General features: G+C 69.9%; 15 protein-coding genes. 13 read left to right on the top strand and 2 right to left on the bottom strand.

The features are described from left to right. Nucleotides 1-4: 4 nt before the first annotated feature. Together OG303_RS11540 and OG303_RS11535 are read right to left on the bottom strand one after the other, a co-directional pair. On the bottom strand, nucleotides 5-1,924 hold the full coding sequence (locus OG303_RS11540; RefSeq protein WP_405867511.1) for a molybdopterin oxidoreductase family protein: 1,920 nt from the start codon (nucleotides 1,922-1,924) through the stop codon (nucleotides 5-7). A 16-nt stretch (nucleotides 1,925-1,940) separates the two neighbouring features. Beyond that, entirely contained in the window at nucleotides 1,941-2,912 is a 972-nt protein-coding gene (locus tag OG303_RS11535; protein WP_405867509.1) for a 2-dehydropantoate 2-reductase, read from the bottom strand. A 225-nt stretch (nucleotides 2,913-3,137) separates the two neighbouring features. On the opposite strand from OG303_RS11535, the gene OG303_RS11530 reads away from it, so the two are divergent. The 13 genes from OG303_RS11530 to OG303_RS11470 all read left to right on the top strand — a co-directional run bounded on the left by OG303_RS11530 (nucleotide 3,138) and on the right by OG303_RS11470 (nucleotide 19,649). Next, the gene (locus OG303_RS11530) at nucleotides 3,138-4,469 is read left to right on the top strand and encodes an OFA family MFS transporter (protein ID WP_405867507.1); all 1,332 of its coding nucleotides are present in this window, start codon (nucleotides 3,138-3,140) and stop codon (nucleotides 4,467-4,469) included. After that, nucleotides 4,438-4,572: a hypothetical protein gene (locus tag OG303_RS11525; protein ID WP_280874245.1), complete on the top strand. Its 135-nt coding sequence runs from the start codon at nucleotides 4,438-4,440 to the stop codon at nucleotides 4,570-4,572. The genes OG303_RS11530 and OG303_RS11525 overlap by 32 nt, the downstream gene beginning before the upstream one ends. A 180-nt stretch (nucleotides 4,573-4,752) precedes the next feature. Continuing rightward, a complete protein-coding gene (locus tag OG303_RS11520; protein ID WP_405867505.1) occupies nucleotides 4,753-5,691 on the top strand; it encodes a beta-ketoacyl-ACP synthase III in 939 nt (312 codons plus the stop codon). A 139-nt stretch (nucleotides 5,692-5,830) separates the two neighbouring features. Continuing rightward, nucleotides 5,831-6,508 carry a GntR family transcriptional regulator gene (locus OG303_RS11515; protein WP_405867503.1) on the top strand — a complete coding sequence of 226 codons (678 nt, stop codon included), beginning with the start codon at nucleotides 5,831-5,833 and terminating at the stop codon, nucleotides 6,506-6,508. Between the two features lie 220 nt (nucleotides 6,509-6,728). Next, nucleotides 6,729-7,910 carry an ROK family protein gene (locus tag OG303_RS11510; RefSeq protein WP_405877197.1) on the top strand — a complete coding sequence of 394 codons (1,182 nt, stop codon included), beginning with the start codon at nucleotides 6,729-6,731 and terminating at the stop codon, nucleotides 7,908-7,910. A 106-nt stretch (nucleotides 7,911-8,016) separates the two neighbouring features. After that, nucleotides 8,017-9,534, top strand: coding sequence for a sugar ABC transporter ATP-binding protein (locus OG303_RS11505; RefSeq protein WP_405867501.1), 1,518 nt, complete (start codon nucleotides 8,017-8,019; stop codon nucleotides 9,532-9,534). Then, entirely contained in the window at nucleotides 9,531-10,550 is a 1,020-nt protein-coding gene (locus OG303_RS11500; protein ID WP_405867499.1) for an ABC transporter permease, read from the top strand. The genes OG303_RS11505 and OG303_RS11500 overlap by 4 nt, the downstream gene beginning before the upstream one ends. 36 nt (nucleotides 10,551-10,586) lie before the next feature. Beyond that, nucleotides 10,587-11,630 carry a substrate-binding domain-containing protein gene (locus OG303_RS11495; protein WP_405867497.1) on the top strand — a complete coding sequence of 348 codons (1,044 nt, stop codon included), beginning with the start codon at nucleotides 10,587-10,589 and terminating at the stop codon, nucleotides 11,628-11,630. Between the two features lie 59 nt (nucleotides 11,631-11,689). Then, on the top strand, nucleotides 11,690-12,898 hold the full coding sequence (locus OG303_RS11490; protein WP_405867495.1) for a Gfo/Idh/MocA family protein: 1,209 nt from the start codon (nucleotides 11,690-11,692) through the stop codon (nucleotides 12,896-12,898). Nucleotides 12,899-12,912: 14 nt separating this feature from the next. Then, nucleotides 12,913-13,917 carry a sugar phosphate isomerase/epimerase family protein gene (locus OG303_RS11485; protein WP_405867493.1) on the top strand — a complete coding sequence of 335 codons (1,005 nt, stop codon included), beginning with the start codon at nucleotides 12,913-12,915 and terminating at the stop codon, nucleotides 13,915-13,917. A 125-nt stretch (nucleotides 13,918-14,042) separates the two neighbouring features. After that, nucleotides 14,043-16,562: a PQQ-dependent sugar dehydrogenase gene (locus tag OG303_RS11480; RefSeq protein ID WP_405867491.1), complete on the top strand. Its 2,520-nt coding sequence runs from the start codon at nucleotides 14,043-14,045 to the stop codon at nucleotides 16,560-16,562. A gap of 14 nt (nucleotides 16,563-16,576) precedes the next feature. Further along, on the top strand, nucleotides 16,577-17,959 hold the full coding sequence (locus OG303_RS11475; RefSeq protein ID WP_405867489.1) for a ThuA domain-containing protein: 1,383 nt from the start codon (nucleotides 16,577-16,579) through the stop codon (nucleotides 17,957-17,959). A gap of 253 nt (nucleotides 17,960-18,212) precedes the next feature. Next, nucleotides 18,213-19,649, top strand: a complete 1,437-nt coding sequence (locus OG303_RS11470; RefSeq protein WP_405867487.1) for an inositol-3-phosphate synthase — start codon at nucleotides 18,213-18,215, stop codon at nucleotides 19,647-19,649. Nucleotides 19,650-19,708 lie beyond the last annotated feature (59 nt).

Below are 19,708 nucleotides of genomic sequence, written 5' to 3'. Positions count from 1 at the left end.
CAGGTCACCTCACGATGGTCGCGACGGGGAGTTTCCGGATCCGGATCGCCGACGCCTTGAACTCCGCTGTCCCCGCGATCGGGCAATTGGCCTCGATCGTCAGCTGGTTGGTGTCCACCTCGTCGGGAAAGTGCATGGTCATGAAGGCGAGCCCGGGCCGCAGCGCCGTGTCGATCCAGACGGGTGCCACGACCGCGCCCCGCCGCGAGGACACCTGGACCTCCTCGCCGACGACGACCCCGTAGCGCTCGGCGTCCTCCGGGCACAGCTCGATGTATTCGCCGCGCCGCAGCGGGGAGGCGAAACCGCCGCTCTGCACACCGGTGTTGTAGGAGTCGAGGCGCCGTCCGGTCGTCAGCCGGATCGGGAACTCCTCGTCGGTGAGGTCGACCGGCGGGTCGTGCTGCACGATCCCGAACGGTGCGGGCATTCCACGCGTGGCGGGGTCCTTCTCCCACAACCGGCCGTGCAGATACGTCGGTTCGAGCTCCTCGGTGCTCGGGCACGGCCACTGGATGCCCTGGTGTTCCTCCAGGCGTTCGTACGTCATGCCGTAGTGGTCCGGGGAGACGGACCTGAGCTCGTTCCAGACGGCTTCGGAGTCGGCGTACTTCCAGTCGTGGCCGAGGCGTGCCGCGAGGTCGCAGATGATGTCGATGTCCTCGCGGGCCTCGCCGGGCGGGGTGACCGCCCTGCGCACGCGCTGAACTCGCCGCTCACTGTTGGTGGTTGTGCCCTCGGTCTCCGCCCAGCCGGCGGTCGCGGGCAGGACCACGTCGGCGAGCTCGGCCGTCTTGGTGAGGAAGATGTCCTGGACGACGAGGAAGTCGAGCTGCCGCATCCGGCGTACGGCCTGCTCGCTGTCGGCCTCCGACTGCGCCGGGTTCTCGCCGATGCAGTAGACCGCCCCGAGCGAGCCCTCCTGCATCGCCTCGAACATCTCCGTCAGGTTCAGCCCGTAGTGGGGCTGGATGACGGTGTCCCAGGCCGACTCGAACTTCAGGCGGGTGTCGGGGTCGAGGATGTCCTGGAAACCGGGCAGGCGGTTGGGGATGGCGCCCATGTCGCCGCCGCCCTGCACGTTGTTCTGGCCGCGCAGGGGCTGCAACCCGGCGCCGTACCGGCCCACTTGGCCGGTCAGCAGCGACAGGTTGATCAGCGCGCGGACGTTGTCCGTGCCGTTGTGGTGCTCGGTGATGCCGAGGGTCCAGCACAGCTGGGCGCGCTCGGCGCGGGCGTAGGCGTGCGCCAACTCCCTTATGGCGCGCGCCGGTACGCCCGTCACCTTCTCGGCAAGCGACAGCGTCCACGGCTCGACCAGCGCCCTGTACTCCTCGAAGCCGGAGGTGGCCCGCTCGATGAACGCCCGGTTGGCCAGGCCCGCGTGGATGATCTCCCGGCCGATCGCGTGCGCCATCGGGATGTCGGTGCCGACGTTGAGACCGAGCCAGCTCTCCGCCCACTCGGCGGTCGAGGTGCGGCGCGGGTCGACGGCGTACATCCGGGCGCCGCCCCGGATCCCCTTCAGTACGTGCTGGAAGAAGATCGGGTGCGCGAAGCGGGCGTTGGAGCCCCACATCACGATGACGTCGGTGTGCTCGATCTCCTCGTACGACGAGGTTCCGCCGCCCGAGCCGAACGCGGCCGACAGGCCCGCGACGCTCGGCGCGTGACACGTCCGGTTGCAGGAGTCCACGTTGTTGGTGCCCATGACGACCCGCGCGAACTTCTGCGCCACGTAGTTCATTTCGTTGGTCGCGCGGGCGCAGGAGAACATGCCGAACGCGTCGCGGTTGCGCTCGAGCCCCCGGGCCGCGCGGTCCAGGGCCTCCTCCCAACTCGCCGTCCGGAGCGGCCCGTCGCGCGAGTCCCGCACCAGCGGATGGGTCAGCCGGGTGTAGGTCTTCGGTTGCCGTTTCCTCATGAGAGGTCCCCAGAGTTCATGCGGCGCTCCTCAGTGCGAGCAGGTCCGAGATGGCGTGCACGGTGCGCAGGGTCGGCACGTCGACGCCGGTGATCTCCGCCAACTCGACGACGGCGGCCAGGAGTACGTCGAGTTCCAGCGGCTTGCCACGCTCCAGGTCCTGGAGCGTGGAGGTGCGGTGGTCGCCGACGCGCTCGGCCCCGGCGAGGCGGCGTTCGATGGAGACGCCGACCTCGCAGCCGAGCGCCTCGGCGACGGAGAGCGTCTCGGCCATCATGGTCTCGATGACCTTGCGGGTGCCGCCGTGCAGACACATCTGCCGCATGGTGGCGCGGGCCAGCGCGCTGATCGGGTTGAACGAGATGTTGCCGAGCAGCTTGAGCCAGATGTCGTTGCGCAGGTCGGGCTCGACGGGGCACTTGAGCCCGCCGGCCTGCATGGCCTCGCTGAGGTCCAGGCAGCGCTTGGACACACTGCGGTCGGGCTCGCCGACGGAGAACCGGGTGCCCTCCAAGTGCCGTACGACTCCTGGTCCTTCGAGCTCGGTGGCCGCGTAGACGACGCAGCCGACGGCCCGTTCGGGCGCGAGCACCGCACTGACCGCGCCGTTTTGGTCCACGCTCTCGACGCGGTGGCCGTCGTACGGGCCGCCGTGCCGGTGGAAGTACCACCAGGGAATACCGTTCTGGGCGGCCACAACCGCCGTGCCGTCGTGCAGAAGAGGCTCGATCAGCGGCCCGCACGCCGCATACGAGTTGGCCTTCAGGCCCAGGAAGACGAAGTCGACCGGGCCGATCTCGGCCGGGTCGTCGGTGGCATGAGCGCGCGCGGTGAAGTCACCGCGCGCGCTGAGGACGCGAACTCCGTGCTGCCTCATGGCCGCCAAGTGCGGTCCACGGGCGACGAGATGTACGTCGGCGCCGGCGCGATGGAGCGCGGCACCGACGTAGGCGCCGATCGCACCGGCGCCGAGAACTGCGACTTTCATGACGAGGGAGCTCCGTTCGGTCGAGGGATACCGCGGAGATGGCCACACAGTCGAACTCTGTCGACTGAATATTGTCTACAGTATGGTGATGGGGGCAGCAAGGGTTCGCGCAGGGTTCGGAAAACCGGTCGGTACGACCGCTCGGCGCGCCTCGCATACCGCTCATCGCATACGGTCGACGTGCCGCCTTTTCAACTACCTTGCGACTGCCTACCGTTCGGGATCATGAGTCCCCCTGTCGCACCGGCCGGCTGGAGCCGCTGGCTCGTTCCCCCCGCCGCCCTCTCCGTCCATCTCTCCATCGGCCAGGCCTACGCCTGGAGCGTGTTCAAGCCGCCCCTGGAGTCCGCGCTGGGCCTCAGCGGCACACAGAGCGCGCTTCCCTTCCAGCTCGCCATCGTCATGCTCGGGCTGTCGGCCGCGTTCGGCGGCACGCTGGTCGAGCGCAACGGGCCGCGCTGGGCGATGACCGTCGCCCTGATCTGCTTCTCGTCCGGCTTCCTGATATCCGCGCTCGGCGCGGCCACCGAGCAGTACTGGCTGATCGTCCTCGGCTACGGCTTCGTCGGCGGCATCGGCCTCGGCATCGGCTACATCTCGCCCGTCTCCACGCTGATCAAGTGGTTCCCGGACAGGCCCGGCATGGCCACCGGCATCGCCATCATGGGCTTCGGCGGCGGCGCGCTCATCGCCTCGCCCTGGTCGGCCCAGATGCTGGAGTCGTTCGGCTCCGACCACTCGGGGATCGCGCTCGCCTTCCTCGTACACGGCCTGTCCTACGCGGTGTTCATGTCGCTGGGCGTGCTGCTGGTCCGGGTCCCGCGCACCGAGAAGCCGGTCGAGGGCGCGCCGAGCGCCGTCCAGGGACCGCAGGTCTCCGCCAACAGCGCCGTACGGACGCCGCAGTTCTGGTGTCTGTGGATCGTGCTGTGCATGAACGTGACCGCGGGCATCGGCATCCTGGAGAAGGCCGCCCCGATGATCACGGACTTCTTCAAGGACACCTCGACCCCCGTGTCGGTCTCGGCCTCCGCGGGCTTCGTCGCGCTGCTGTCCGCCGCCAACATGGCGGGCCGCATCGGCTGGTCCTCGACCTCCGACCTGATCGGCCGCAGGAACATCTACCGCGTCTACCTCGGCGTCGGTGCGGTGATGTACGCGCTGATCGCGATGTTCGGCGACTCCTCCAAGCCGCTGTTCGTCCTGTGCGCGCTGGTGATCCTCTCCTTCTACGGCGGTGGCTTCGCCACGATCCCCGCCTATCTGAAGGACCTCTTCGGCACCTACCAGGTCGGCGCGATCCACGGTCGGCTGCTCACCGCCTGGTCCACGGCCGGCGTCCTCGGGCCGCTGATCGTGAACTGGATCGCCGACCGGCAGGAGGACGCAGGCAAGCACGGCTCCGCCCTGTACGGCCTGTCCTTCGTCATCATGATCGGGCTGCTCGTCGTCGGCTTCGTCGCCAACGAACTCGTCCGCCCCGTCCACACCCGCCACCACATCCCCGCCCCGAGGGAGGCCGCCGATGTCGAACGACAGCAGTCAGAGTCCGCCTGACCGCCGCCCGCTGATCGCCTTCGCCTGGCTGTGGGTGGGGGCACCTCTCGTCTACGGGCTCTACGAGCTCGTACAGAAGGCGACGCAGCTGTTCACCGGGTGAGCGTTCCTTTCACCGGGTGACTGTTCGGGAAATGTTCGGGCGTCCCCTTTCTCGCCCCGTCGGATGACAGAAGCCGACAACCCGGGCGCCCGTTTCCTGTCGCCTTACCTGCCGCCGTACCGGTGAGTCACTGATCAGACTGGTGGATCCCGCAACCCAAGGCAACGAGGGGACCACCCAATGAACGGCTCGCGCATCGCCGCCGTCGGCCACTACCAGCCCGCCAAGGTGCTCACCAACGAGGACCTGGCGGGCCTGGTCGACACCAGTGACGAGTGGATCACGTCCCGGGTGGGCATCCGCACGCGCCACATCGCCGGGCCCGACGAGCCGGTCGACGAGCTGGCCGCGCACGCCGCCGCCAAGGCGCTCGCGGCGGCGGGCCTCGCCCCCGGCGACATCGACCTGGTGCTGGTCGCCACCTCCACCGCCGTCGACCGCTCGCCCAACATGGCCGCCCGGGTCGCCGCCCGGCTCGGCATCCCCTCGCCCGCCGCGATGGACGTCAACGTCGTCTGCGCCGGGTTCACCCACGCCCTGGCCACCGCCGACCACGCGGTGCGGGCGGGCGCCTCGACCCGCGCGCTGGTCATCGGCGCCGACAAGATGTCCGACGTGACCGACTGGAGCGACCGCACCACCTGTGTGCTCGTCGGCGACGGGGCGGGGGCCGCCGTCGTGGAGGCGTCGGACGAGCCCGGCATCGGACCTGTGCTGTGGGGCTCGGTGCCCGAGATGGGGCACGCCGTGCGGATCGAGGGCACGCCCGCGCGGTTCGCGCAGGAGGGCCAGAGCGTCTACCGCTGGGCGACCACCCGGCTGCCTCCCATCGCGCGCAAGGCCTGCGAGCGCGCCGGGCTCGCGCCCGAGGACCTCGCCGGAGTGGTGCTGCACCAGGCGAACCTGCGCATCATCGAGCCCCTCGCCGAGAAGATCGGTGCCGTCAACGCCGTCGTCGCGCGGGACGTCGCCGAGTCGGGCAACACCTCGGCCGCCAGCATTCCGCTCGCGTTCTCCAAGCTGGTCGAACAGGGCGCCATCGCCACGGGGGACCCGGTGCTGCTGTTCGGCTTCGGCGGGAACCTGTCGTACGCCGGGCAGGTCGTCCGCTGCCCGTGACCTGCGCGTACGGGGCGATGTGACGCAGCCGACTCCCCGAACCACTGGCCACTGTGCGCCGTAGACTGTAGACGAAAGACAATCCATACTGGCTTTCCGGCTGCAGTTGCTCCGCGCTGCTCAGGAGGGGGACCGACCGATGTTGTCGACAGGACTGCCGCAGGGTGCGGTACCCAAGCTCGAACGGCCCGGCCCGCTGCGCGACCGCGTCTACGAGGCGCTGCTCGAACTCATCACCACGCGCGCCCTGCAGCCCGGCCAGCACCTCGTCGAGAGCGAACTCGCAGGCCATCTGGGCGTGTCCCGGCAGCCGGTGCGGGAGGCGCTGCAGCGGCTGAACACCGAGGGCTGGGTCGATCTGCGGCCCGCCCAGGGCGCGTTCGTGCACGAACCGACGGAGGCGGAGGCCGACCAACTCCTCACCGTCCGTACGCTCCTGGAGGCCGAGGCCGCCCGGCTCGCCGCGGCCAACGCGGACAAGGCCGGTATCGCCGTCCTGAACGAGATCCTGGCGGAGGGCTCGAAGGCCGTCGCCGCCGACGACGTGGACGCCGCGGTCGCGCTGAACGCCCGCTTCCACGCGAAGGTCATGGAGCTGGCGGGCAACGCGGTCCTGTCCGAGCTGGCCGCACAGGTGGACCGCCGGGTGCGCTGGTACTACACGCCGGTCGCCCGGCAGCGTGGCAACCAGTCCTGGATCGAACACCGCGATCTGATCGCCGCGATCGTGGACCGCGACGAGCAGCGCGCCACCGAGCTCATGCGCGAACACACGGAACATACGCGGACGTCGTACCACGCACGGGCGAAGTCCTGATCCGTCGAAGCGTCGACGTGCTGATCCTTCGAAGTCCTGATCCTTCGAAGACCGCGGTCACACGCGAGGCGCGGCGCGCGCCGTCCTTTGTCCTGTCAGTGGAGAAAGTCGGCAGTAATTCGTGCACAGCTTCTTCCCAGGTTCGGGTCCCGCTGCTACGTTCCCCTCGAAAGCCCGAAGACAGGTGGCCGATTGAGGCGGGGAGGGGCTCGTGAGACGCATGACGGCGCGACCCGCGAACGCTCATCAGGCCCGGCTGCTCAAGCTGTTGCGCGACGGGGGTCCCAACTCCCGTGCGCAGCTGGGTGATCAGATCGACCTGTCGCGGTCCAAGCTGGCCGTGGAGGTGGACCGGCTGCTGGAGACGGGCCTGGTCGTGGCCGACGGACTCGCCGCCTCGCGCGGTGGCCGCCGCTCCCACAACATCAGGCTCGCCCCCGCCCTGCGTTTCCTCGGCGTCGACATCGGCGCGACCTCGGTCGACGTCGCCGTCACCAACGCCGAGCTGGAGATCCTCGGCCACCTCAACCAGCCCATGGACGTACGCGAGGGGCCGGTCGCGGTCTTCGAGCAAGTCCTGTCCATGGCCGCGAAGTTGAAGGCCTCGGGACTCGCGGAGGGTTTCGACGGCGCCGGCATCGGCGTCCCGGGACCGGTCCGCTTCCCCGAGGGCGTACCGGTGGCTCCGCCGATCATGCCGGGCTGGGACGGTTTCCCCGTACGGGAGGCGCTCAGCCAGGAACTCGGCTGTCCGGTCATGGTCGACAACGACGTGAACCTGATGGCGATGGGGGAGATGCACGCGGGCGTCGCACGCTCCGTGGGCGACTTCCTCTGCGTCAAGATCGGTACCGGCATCGGCTGCGGCATCGTCGCCGGCGGCGAGGTCCACCGCGGGGTGACCGGCAGCGCGGGCGACATCGGGCACATCCAGGCCGTGCCCGACGGACGGCCGTGCGCCTGCGGCAACCGGGGCTGTCTGGAAGCCCACTTCAGCGGGGCAGCCCTCGCCAAGGACGCCGTGGAGGCGGCCCAGCAGGGGCTGTCGGAGGAACTCGCGAGCCGGCTCGAGGCGAACGGCGGACTGAGTGCCGTCGACGTCGCCGCCGCTGCCGCCGCGGGCGACGCCACCTCCCTCGACCTGATCCGTGAGGGCGGCAACCGCACGGGCCAGGTCATCGCCGGACTGGTCTCCTTCTTCAACCCGGGGCTGGTGGTGATCGGCGGCGGGGTGACCGGCCTCGGCCACACCCTGCTCGCCGCGATCCGCACCCAGGTCTACCGTCAGTCGCTGCCTCTCGCGACGGGCAACCTGCCCATCGTGCTGGGGGAGTTGGGCCCGACCGCCGGCGTCATCGGCGCGGCCCGCCTCATCAGCGACCACCTGTTCTCGCCCGCCTAAGCACCGACTTCAGCACGGATCACAGTCTTCAGAACCGATCACACCAGTACGGCGCCCTGCCTCGCCCTGCCCTGAAACCGGCCCGCACGCCCGCCAAGGGGACCTCATGGCACCAGAACCACCGCTGCTCAGCATGTCCGGCATCACCAAGTCGTTCCCCGGAGTCCGGGCCCTCGACGGCGTCGACCTCGACGTCCAGGCCGGCGAAGTGCACTGCCTGCTCGGCCAGAACGGAGCCGGCAAGTCCACCCTCATCAAGGTGCTGTCCGGTGCCCACCAGCCCGACGACGGCACCATCGAATGGCGCGGCGAACCCGTCACGCTCCGCTCGCCCATCGCCGCCATGCGCCTCGGCATCGCCACCATCTACCAGGAACTCGACCTGGTGGAGCACCTGTCGGTGGCCGAGAACGTCCACCTCGGCCATGAACCCACGGCCGCCGGTTTCGTCGTACGAGGAAAGACCGCGCGCGCGTCAACTGCTGCTCTGCTCAAGCGCCTTGGGCACCCGGAGATCGACCCCGCGCGGCTCGTGGGGGAGTTGTCGGCGGCCCAGCAGCAGATCGTCTCCATGGCCCGGGCGCTCTCCCACGACGTACGGCTCATCGTGATGGACGAGCCGTCCGCCGCCCTCGACCCGGACGAGGTCGACAACCTCTTCCGCATCGTCGGCGACCTGACCGCCGAGGGCGTCGCCGTCGTCTACATCTCCCACCGGCTGGAGGAGATCAGGCGGATCGGCGACCGCGTGACGGTGTTGAAGGACGGACGCGCGGTGGCGGGCGGACTGCCCGCCAAATCGACGCCGACCCGCGAGGTCGTCGCGCTGATGACGGGCCGCAACGTCGAGTACGTCTTTCCGGAGCGGCCTGCGTCGACTGCGAACGATGCGCCGGTGCTGCAGGTCCAAGGGCTGGCCCGGCAGGGCGAGTTCGAACCCCTCGACCTGGACATCCACCCCGGCGAGATCGTCGGACTCGCCGGGCTGGTCGGCTCCGGGCGCTCCGAGATCCTGGAGACGATCTACGGCGCCCGCAAGCCCACCGCCGGTCAAGTCCGCGTCGACGGTAGGGCGTTGCGGCCCGGAAGCGTGCGCGCGGCCGTCCGTGCCGGACTCGGACTCGCCCCCGAGGAACGCAAGGCGCAGGCCCTGCTGATGCTGGAGTCCGTCACCCGCAACGTCTCGGTGTCCTCCATGTCCCGCTTCTCGCGCGGGGGTTGGATGGACCGGCGGGCCGAGCTGGGAGCGGCGCGGGCGGCGACACGCGAGCTGTCGCTGCGGCCCGACAACCCGTCCGTGCCGGTACGCACCCTGTCCGGCGGCAACCAGCAGAAGGCCGTCCTGGCGCGCTGGCTGCTGCGCGGCTGCCGGGTGCTGCTGCTGGACGAGCCGACGCGGGGCGTGGACGTCGGGGCGCGCAGCGAACTGTATGCGGTCGTCCGCCGACTGGCCGACGAAGGCCTCGCCGTCCTGCTGGTCTCCAGCGAGGTCCCCGAGGTGCTCGGCCTCGCCGACCGCGTGCTGGTGCTCCGCGAGGGCCGCGTCGTGCACACGGCGCCCGCCCGCGAACTCGACGAACACCGTGTACTGGACCTGGTCCTGGAAGGAAGCCCGGCGTCATGACGCAGCATGCCTCTCCGCCACGGGACAACACCGACAAGGTGCCGTCGGTCGGCCAACCCCCCTCCTGGCGCGGTCTGTTCGCCCGCGCCGACGTCCGAACCCTGTCGCTTCTGGGCGTGCTCGCCGCGCTGGTCCTCATCGGCGGGATCACCAAACCGGACGAGTTCCTCGACACCCGCAACCTCCAACTCGTCCTCACCCAGGCCTCGGTGATCGGTGTCGTCACCGTCGGCATGACCTTCGTCATCACCTCCGGCGGCATCGACCTGTCGGTCGGCGCGATCGTCGCCCTCTCCTCCGTGTGGGCGACGACGGTGGCCACCCAGGAGTACGGCTTCGCGGGCATCCTCTTCACCGCGGTGCTCGTCGGCGTCGGCTGCGGCCTGGTCAACGGGCTGCTCATCGCCTACGGCGGAATGGTCCCGTTCATCGCCACGCTCGCCATGCTGGCCTCGGCGCGCGGCCTCGCACTGCAGATCACCGACGGCAAGACGCAGATCGTCACCATCAGCAACATCCTCGACCTGGGCGAGCGGGACGCGTACGTGCTCGGGATTCCGCCGCTCGTCATGGTCTTCGCGGTCGTGACGATCATCGGCTGGCTGATCCTGAACCGCACCACGTTCGGGCGGCGCACGGTCGCCGTCGGCGGCAACGCGGAGGCGGCCCGGCTCGCCGGCATCGACGTGCGCCGCCAGCGCCTCTACCTCTATCTGCTGTCCGGACTGTGCTGCGGCGTCGCCGCATTCCTGCTGATCATCCTGTCCGGCTCGGGCCAGAACACCAACGGCAACCTCTACGAGCTCGACGCCATCGCGGCCGCGATCATCGGCGGCACGCTGCTGAGCGGGGGCCGCGGCACCATCACCGGCTCCGTGCTCGGCGTCCTGATCTTCACCACGATCACCAACATCTTCGCCCTGAACAACCTGCAGAGCGACGTTCAGCAGATCGCCAAGGGCGCGATCATCGTTGCCGCCGTGCTGGTGCAGCGCCGTACCGCGAGCACGACCTGATGAAGGGTCAGTACTGTGTCACATACCGCTAGTGCTATGTCACATACCACAACCAGCCGCAGAGGCCTGCTCTTCGGCGCGGCCGCCCTCTCCACCGGCACCCTCCTCGTAGGTTGCACGAGTAACGACTCCAAGGACGAGAAGCCGGCCGCGAACGACCAGTCGGCCGCCGACGACAAGCCCGGCAAACACGTCACCATCGGCTTCGCCGGCCCGCAGGCCGACCACGGCTGGCTCAACGCGATCAACGACAACGCCAAGAGCCGCGCCAAGAAGTACTCCGACGTCACACTGGAGATCACCGAGGGCTCGAACGACACGGCGGCGCAGATCGGCCAGATCGAGACCCTCATCAACAAGAAGGTCGACGTCCTGGTCGTACTGCCCGCCGACGGCAAGGCGCTCACCCAGGTCGGGCTCAAGGCGATGCGTGCCGGCATCCCCGTCGTCAACCTCGACCGCATCTTCAACTCCCCGCAGGCGTACCGCTGTTGGATCGGCGGCGACAACTACGGCATGGGTCTCAACGCCGGTACGTACATCGGCGAGAAGCTCAAGGACAAGAAGGGCGCCAAGGTCGTCGAACTGGCCGGCCTGGACAACCTGGAGCTGACCAAGCAGCGCACCCAGGGCTTCGACGACGCGCTGAAGAACTACCCCAACATCAAGAAGGTGGCCCGGCAGGCCGCCGAGTTCACGGTCGAGTCCGGGCAGGCCAAGATGGCCCAACTCCTGCAGGCCCAGCCCAAGTTCGACGCCCTGTGGAACCACGACGACGACCAGGGAGTGGGCGCGCTGCGCGCCATCGAACAGGCCGGCCGGGACGAGTTCCTGATGGTCGGCGGCGCGGGCGCGCTCTCCGCCTTCCAGGCCATCAAGCAGGACAACGGCGTCCTGAAGGCGACTGTCCTGTACCCGCCGACGATGGCCGCGTCCGCGATCGACCTCGCCCGTGCGCTGGGCCAGGGCAAGGGGGTCAGCGGTCTCGCCGAGTTCGAGATCCCGGCCTCGCTGACGCTCTACTCGGCCGTCGTCGACAAGGACAACGTCGACCAGTACATGTCCACGGGCTTCCGCTGACAGATCCCGCCCCGCACCCCCCACGGCGCCATCACGACGAGGACGAGGAGGACATCCGTATGGGACAGCCCCAGCAGTCGGACGGATCGGAGGGCGCGAAGCCGCCGCTGCGCGTAGGCATGGTCGGCTACGCCTTCATGGGCGCCGCCCACTCCCAGGGCTGGCGCACCGTGGGCCGCGTCTTCGACCTGCCGCTGAGCCCGGTCCTGGCCGCGATCTGCGGGCGTGACGCGGAAGCCGTCCAGAAGGCGGCCGACCGGCACGGCTGGGCGGCGGCCGAGACCGACTGGCGGGCCCTGATCGAGAGGGACGACGTCGACCTCGTCGACATCTGCACCCCCGGCGACAGCCATGCCGAGATCGCCCTCGCCGCCCTCGCCGCCGGCAAGCACGTGCTGTGCGAGAAGCCCCTCGCGAACACGGTGGAGGAGGCCGAGACGATGGCGGCGGCGGCCGAAGCGGCCTACGGGCTCGGCCAGTTGGCGATGGTCGGCTTCAACTACCGCCGTGTGCCCGCCACCGCGCTCGCCCGGAGCATGGTCGCCGAAGGCAGGCTCGGCACTTTGCGGCACGTCCGGGTGACGTACCTTCAGGACTGGCTCGTGGACCCGGAGTTCCCGCTCACCTGGCGGCTGAGCAAGGAGATGGCCGGCTCGGGCGCACTCGGCGACCTGGGCGCGCACATCGTCGACCTCGCGCAGTACCTGGCGGGAGAACGACTGGCGGGTGTGTCCGCGCTCACCGAAACGTTCGTACGGGAACGGCCGTTGCCCGTGGGCGCGAGCAGCGGCCTGTCCGTCGTCTCGTCCGCCGGCACCGGACAGGTCACCGTCGACGACGCCGCCCTGTTCACCGGCCGCTTCACCTCCGGCGCCCTCGCCTCCTTCGAGGCCACCCGGTACGCGACGGGCCGCAAGAACGCCCTGCGCATCGAACTCAACGGCGAGCAGGGCTCGTTGGCTTTCGACCTGGAGCGCCTCAACGAGCTGTCGTACCACGACGGTACGGAACCCGGAGCACACGCCGGCTTCCGCCGCATCCTCGTCACCGAACCCGACCACCCCTACCTGGAGGCCTGGTGGCCGCCGGGCCACGGCCTCGGCTACGAGCACACCTTCGTCCACCAGGCCCGCGACCTCGTCCACGCGATCGCCGAGGGCCGGCGACCCGAACCCTCCTTCGCCGACGGGCTGCAGGTGCAGCGCGTGCTGGCGGCGGTCGAGGAGAGCGCCGAGAAGAACTCCGTCTACACCCCCATAGCGGTCTGAGGAGGCCCTTGCGCATGCCGCGTCAGTTCACGCTCTTCACCGGACAATGGGCCGACCTCCCGCTCGAGGAGGTCTGCCGTCTCGCCCGCGACTTCGGCTACGACGGGCTCGAACTCGCCTGCTGGGGCGACCACTTCGAGGTCGACAAGGCGCTGGGGGATCCGACGTACGTCAAGTCGAGGCACCAATTGCTGGAGAAGTACGGCCTCAAGTGCTGGGCGATCTCCAACCACCTGGTCGGCCAGGCCGTCTGCGACGCCATCATCGACGAACGCCACCGGGCCATCCTGCCCGCCCGCATCTGGGGCGACGGCGAGGCGGAGGGCGTACGGCAGCGGGCCGCCGCCGAGATCGCCGACACCGCACGCGCCGCGGCCGCCTTCGGCGTCGACACCGTCATCGGCTTCACCGGCTCCGCCATCTGGCACCTGGTCGCCATGTTCCCGCCCGCGCCGGAATCGATGATCGAGCGCGGCTACGAGGACTTCGGCGAGCGCTGGAACCCGATCCTGGACGTCTTCGACGAGGAGGGCGTGCGGTTCGCGCACGAGGTCCACCCGAGCGAGATCGCCTACGACTACTGGACAACCTGGCGCGCTCTGGAGGCCGTTGGCGGCCGCCCGGCGTTCGGTCTGAACTTCGACCCGTCGCACTTCGTGTGGCAGGACCTCGATCCGGTCGGCTTCCTGTGGGACTTCCGCGACCGGATCTACCACGTCGACTGCAAGGAGGCCCGCAAGCGCCTCGACGGCCGCAACGGCCGCCTCGGCTCCCATCTGCCCTGGGGCGACCCGCGCCGCGGCTGGGACTTCGTGTCGGCCGGCCACGGCGACGTCCCCTGGGAGGACGTCTTCCGGATGCTGCGCTCCATCGACTACCAGGGCCCCATCTCCGTCGAGTGGGAGGACGCCGGCATGGACCGGCTCCAGGGCGCACCCGAAGCCCTCACCCGCCTGAAGGCATACGACTTCGAGCCGCCGTCGGCCTCCTTCGACGCGGCGTTCGGCGGCAACGAGTAGACCGGCCAACTCCGGTCTTTGGTCCGTGAGTTCAGAGCTTTTCGCGTTTTCGCGAGTTCCGGGATGACGGCGCATCCCGGCGCACCGCACCGCCCCGTACAACCAGCCCCACTCTGGAGGCATTCGTGCACGGGAACGACAGCACCACCAGCACCGACAGAATCGAGACCCACAGACGACGCCCGTCCTTCCGCAAGGCGGCCGCCCTGCTCGGCGGCGTGCTGCTCGCGGGCGCGTCCCTCACACTCACGGCTCCACAGGCCGGCGCAGCCGTCGCCGACCCGGGAGCCGCCCCGGCTGCTCCGTCCGCCGCGGCCGCCGAGGACTTCCAGCAGGTCACCCTCGCCAAGGGCGAACCGGAGGTCGGCGAGCCCATGTCGCTCGCCGTCCTCCCCGACCGCTCGGTCCTGCACACCTCGCGTGACGGCGAACTCCGGCTGACGGACGCCGCGGGCAACACGAGGCTGATCGGCAAGCTCGACGTCTACTCCCACGACGAGGAAGGCCTCCAAGGCGTGGGCGTCGACCCGGACTTCGCGAACAACCGCGCCATCTACCTCTACTACGCGCCCCCGTTGGACACTCCCGCGGGTGATGCCCCGGAGACCGGCACGGCGGCCGACTTCGCGCCCTTCGACGGCGTCAACCGCCTCTCCCGCTTCGTCCTGAACGCGGACGGCACGCTGGACACCGCGAGCGAGAAGAAGGTCATCGACATCCCGGCGTCCCGAGGCCTGTGCTGCCATGTCGGCGGTGACATCGACTTCGACGCGGCGGGCAACCTGTACCTGTCGACGGGCGATGACACCAACCCCTTCCAGTCGGACGGTTACAGCCCGCTCGACGAGCGCGCCGACCGCAACCCCGCCTTCGACGCCCAGCGTTCGGCCGGCAACACCAACGACCTGCGCGGCAAGATCCTGCGCATCAAGGTGAACGCCGACGGCTCGTACGCCGTCCCCAACGGCAACCTCTTCGCGCCCGGCACCGACAAGACGCGCCCTGAGATCTACGCGATGGGCTTCCGCAACCCGTTCCGCTTCAGCGTCGACAAGAAGACCGGCATCCTCTACGTCGGCGACTACGGCCCCGACGCGGGCGCCGCCGACCCGGCCCGCGGACCCGCCGGCCAGGTCGAGTTCGCGCGGGTGACCGGCCCCGGCAACTTCGGCTGGCCGTACTGCACCGGCGCCAACGACCCTTACGTGGACTACGACTTCGCGACCAAGGCGTCCGGCGCGTCCTTCGACTGCAGCGCGCCGAAGAACAACTCCCCGCACAACACCGGCCTGACGGACCTGCCCGCGGCCCAGCCCGCCTGGATGCCCTACAACGGCCCGTCCGTGCCCGAGTTCGGCGACGGCTCCGAGTCCCCGATGGGCGGCCCGGTCTACCACTACGACGCCTCGCTCGACTCTCCCGTGAAGTTCCCCGAGGCGTACGACGGGAACTTCTTCGCCGGGGAGTTCGGCCGCCGCTGGATCAAGCGGATCGTCAGCGACGACGGCGGAACCGTTCAGTCGATCAACGCCTTTCCGTGGACCGGCACCCAGGTGATGGACATGGCGTTCGGCCCCGACGGCGCGCTGTACGTCCTCGACTACGGCACCGCCTGGTTCGGCGGCGACGAGAACTCCGGCCTGTACCGCATCGAGAACGCCACCGACGGCCACTCGCCGGTTCCGCAGGCGGCCGCGAGCAAGACGTCCGGGCAGGCACCGCTGAAGGTGCGGTTCTCCTCAGAGGGTTCGACCGACCAGGACGGCGACGCCCTCACGTACAGCTGGGACTTCGGTGACGGCGGCAAGTCGACGGCGGCGAACCCGTCGTACAGGTACAAGAAGAACGGCACCTACACCGCGACGCTGACCGCCAAGGACCCCTCCGGACGCACCGGCAGTGCGAGCGTGCAGATCGTGGTCGGCAACACCGCACCCAAGGTGACGCTCCAACTCCCGCAGGACGGACAGCTGTTCAGCTTTGGTGACGCCGTCCCGTTCAAGGTGAAGGTCACCGACCCCGAGGACGGCGCGGCCGTCGACTGCTCCAAGGTCAAGGTCAACTTCATCCTCGGCCATGACACCCACGGCCACCCGCAGACCTCGGCCGGCGGCTGCACCGGCACCATCCAGACCAGCGCCGACGGCGGCCACGACGAGGACGCCAACATCTTCGGGGTCCTCGACGCCGAGTACACCGACGGCGGAGGCGGCGGCCAGGCCCCGCTCACCTCGCACGACCAGAGCGTCCTCGAGCCCAGGCACCGCCAGGCCGAGCACTTCGGCAACGGCTCCGGCATCTCCGTCATCACCAAGGACACCGCGCACGGCGGCAAGACGGTCGGCGACATCGACAACGGCGACTGGATCTCCTTCACGCCGTACGTGCTGAGCAACGCCAAGAAGATCACCGCGCGCATCTCGTCCGGCGGCGCGGGCGGCACCCTCGAGGTCCGCGCGGGCTCGTCCACGGGCACCCTGCTCGGCAAGGCGACCGTCCCGGTGACCGGCGGCTGGGAGACCTTCCAGGACGTCAGCGCCGACCTGTCCCGCGCACCGAAGGGCACGACCACGCTCTACCTGGTCTTCAAGGGTGGAACGGGCGCGCTCTACGACGTGGACGACTTCACCTTCACCACCGGCTGAGAGGAGGGGACGTGATGCGCTCAACCAGCCGACTGGCAACTGCTGTTGTGGGTGCCGGGCTACTCCTCGGCTGTGTCTCGGGACCTGCCTCCTCGCACACCGGAGGGCAATCCGGTGGGCATTCCGGCGGGCATTCTGCCGAGGCCGGGAAGCGGGTGCTGGTCTTCTCCAGGACGGCCGGCTTCCGGCACGACTCCATCCCCGACGGCGTCGAGGCGGTGCAGCAGCTCGGTGCGACCGGCGGCTTCACCGTCGATGCGACCGAGGACGCGGGGGCGTTCACCGCGAAGAACCTGCGCCGGTACGACGCGGTCGTGTTCCTGTCGACGACGGGAGACGTGCTCGACGAGACCCAACAGAGCGCCTTCGAGGGCTACATACGGCATGGCGGCGGCTACGTCGGCATCCATGCCGCCGCCGACACCGAGTACGACTGGGCGTTCTACGGCGGCCTCGTCGGCGCCTACTTCCAGTCGCACCCGGCGATCCAGCCCGCGACGGTGAACGTCGAGGACCGCGCCCACGCCGCCACTTCGGGGCTGGGGCAGACGTGGGACCGTACGGACGAGTGGTACAACTACCGCTCCAATCCCCGGGACCGGGCCCATGTGCTGGCCTCGCTCGACGAGTCCTCGTACACCGGCGGCACCATGAACGGCGACCATCCGATCGCCTGGTGCCAGAACTACCGGGGCGGCCGCGCCTTCTACACGGGCGGAGGCCATACGAAGGAGTCGTACGCGGATCCCGCATTCCGCCGGCACCTGCTGGGCGGGATCCAGTACGCGGTCGGCGATGCGCAGGCCGACTGCCGGCCGGAGAACGGATACCGCCCGCTCTTCGACGGCACGGCCGCCTCGCTGGACGGCTGGAAGCAGGCAGGTCCGGGCGCGTTCGCGCTGAGCGACGACGGCACGCTGACGTCGTCGGGCGGCATGGGCCTGCTCTGGTACTCGGGGTCGGGCTTCTCCTCCTACTCATTGAAGCTCGACTGGAAGATGGCCGGCGCCGACGGTGACGACAACTCCGGTGTGTTCGTGGGCTTCCCGCCCTCGGACGACCCGTGGTCGGCCGTGGACAACGGCTACGAGATCCAGATCGACGCCACCGACGTACCCGAGAAGACGACGGGTTCCGTCTACGGCTTCCAGTCCGCCGACCTGAAGAAGCGCGACCGTGTGCTGAACCCGCCGGGCGAGTGGAACACGTACGAGATCCGGGTGGAGGGCGAACACCTCCGCATCTGGCTCAACGGCGTGAAGATCAACGATTTCACCAACACCGATCCGGCCCGGAGCCTCGGCGACGGACACATCGGCATCCAGAACCACGGAGCCGACGACCAGATGTCCTTCCGCGACGTCCGGATCAAGGAACTGCCCGGAAAGGGCAACTGAGCGGCGGCGGGCGAGGGACGCCGGACCTTCGCCCGCCGTCTTCCGGCCCTGCGTTTCGGGGCTTGCGTACGAGGTGTGTGCGGTGCACAAGTGCGCGGCGCACGAGGTGTGCGCGGCACACAGCGCGCTGTGCACCGCGCGCGGTGCACGAGACGTATGAGGTGCACGAGACGTACGAGGTGCGCGCGGTGCACGAGATGTACGAGGTGCATGAGGCGTAAGAGGTACGACGCGCTCGACAAGGAGGCTGCCCATGTCCGCGTCTGTTTCCGTTTCCGTCCCCGAATCCGTTCCCCCGCCGAGCGTCGGCGTATGGCTGATCGGGGCGCGCGGCTCCGTGGCGACCACCGTCGTGGCGGGCTGCGCCGCCCTGACCGCCGGCCTGCACGCGCCGACCGGCCTGGTCACCGAGACCCCCGTCTTCGCCGAGGCCGGGCTGCCGCCCCTTGCTTCCCTCGTCTTCGGCGGACACGACACGCTGGACTGCCCCCTGCCGAAGCGCGCGGAGGCACTCGCGGCCGGCGGTGTCCTGCCACCCGGCCTCCCCACGGCTGTCGCGGCCGAACTGGCAGCCGCCGACCGGGAGATCCGCCCCGGCGGCCCGACGACCGGCGACACCCGCACCGAGGAAGAGCTGATCGCCTCCTTCGCCGCGGACATGACCGACTTCGTACGGCGCTGCGGTCTGTCCCGTGCCGTGGTGGTGAACGTCGCCTCCACCGAGCCCCCGGCCACGGGCCGGACCCTCCCACCCAGCTCGCTGTACGCGGCGGCGGCTCTGCGCGCGGGCTGCCCGTACGTCAACTTCACCCCGTCGACGGGCCTGCACCACCCCGCGCTGGCGGCCGCCGCGGCATCGAGCGGTCTTCCGCACGCGGGCCGTGACGGCAAGACGGGCCAGACGCTTCTGCGCTCCGTCCTCGGCCCGATGTTCACGCAGCGCGCCCTGGCGGTCCGCGCCTGGTCCGGCACCAACCTGCTCGGCGGCGGCGACGGCGCCGCCCTGGCCGACCCGGCCGCCGCCGCGGCCAAGAACGCGGGCAAGGAACGCGTCCTCGCCGACACTCTCGCCGCGACCCCCGAGGGCGAGGTCCACATCGACGACGTTCCCGCGCTCGGCGACTGGAAGACCGCCTGGGACCACATCGCCTTCGACGGCTTCCTCGGCACCCGCATGATCCTCCAGACCATCTGGCAGGGCTGCGACTCGGCACTGGCAGCCCCTCTCGTACTCGACCTGGCGCGACTGGTCGCCCGGGCTCAGGAGACGGGGTTGTCCGGCCCCCTCGGTGAACTCGGCTTCTACTTCAAGGATCCGGTGGGGGAAGGGCCTTCGGCCTTGGGCGAGCAGTACGCGGCGCTGATGGGCTTTGCGGGGCGGCTGGGGGGAGCGGGAACGCGGGGGGACGAGCCTGCGGGGGGCCGGGGTGGGCTGGGTGCCGAGCTTGCAGGGGACGGGTTTGGGCTGGGCGTTGAGTCCGTGGGGGAGGGCGGTGGGCGGGGCGTCGAGTCTGCGGAGGGCCGGGGTCGGTTGGGCGATAAGCCTGCGGCGGACAGGACGGGGCTGGGCGCCGAACCTGCCGAGAACCGGGGCGGGCGGGCTGACGGTTCCGGCCGTTCCGGCAGGTCTCGTCGTTCTGGCGGTTCCGGCCGTTCGAGTCGCTCCGCTCGGCTGGGGGAGTTGTGGTGAGCCGCAGTGGCCTGACGACGCGGCCTTCCGAAGCAGACGGGGCAAGCGCGGCGGCAGGT

Source organism: Streptomyces sp. NBC_00005, from assembly GCF_045160215.1.
GTDB lineage: Bacteria > Actinomycetota > Actinomycetes > Streptomycetales > Streptomycetaceae > Streptomyces.
Note: the sequence above shows the minus strand (reverse complement) of the source record. Positions and strands in the feature narration are given on the sequence as shown.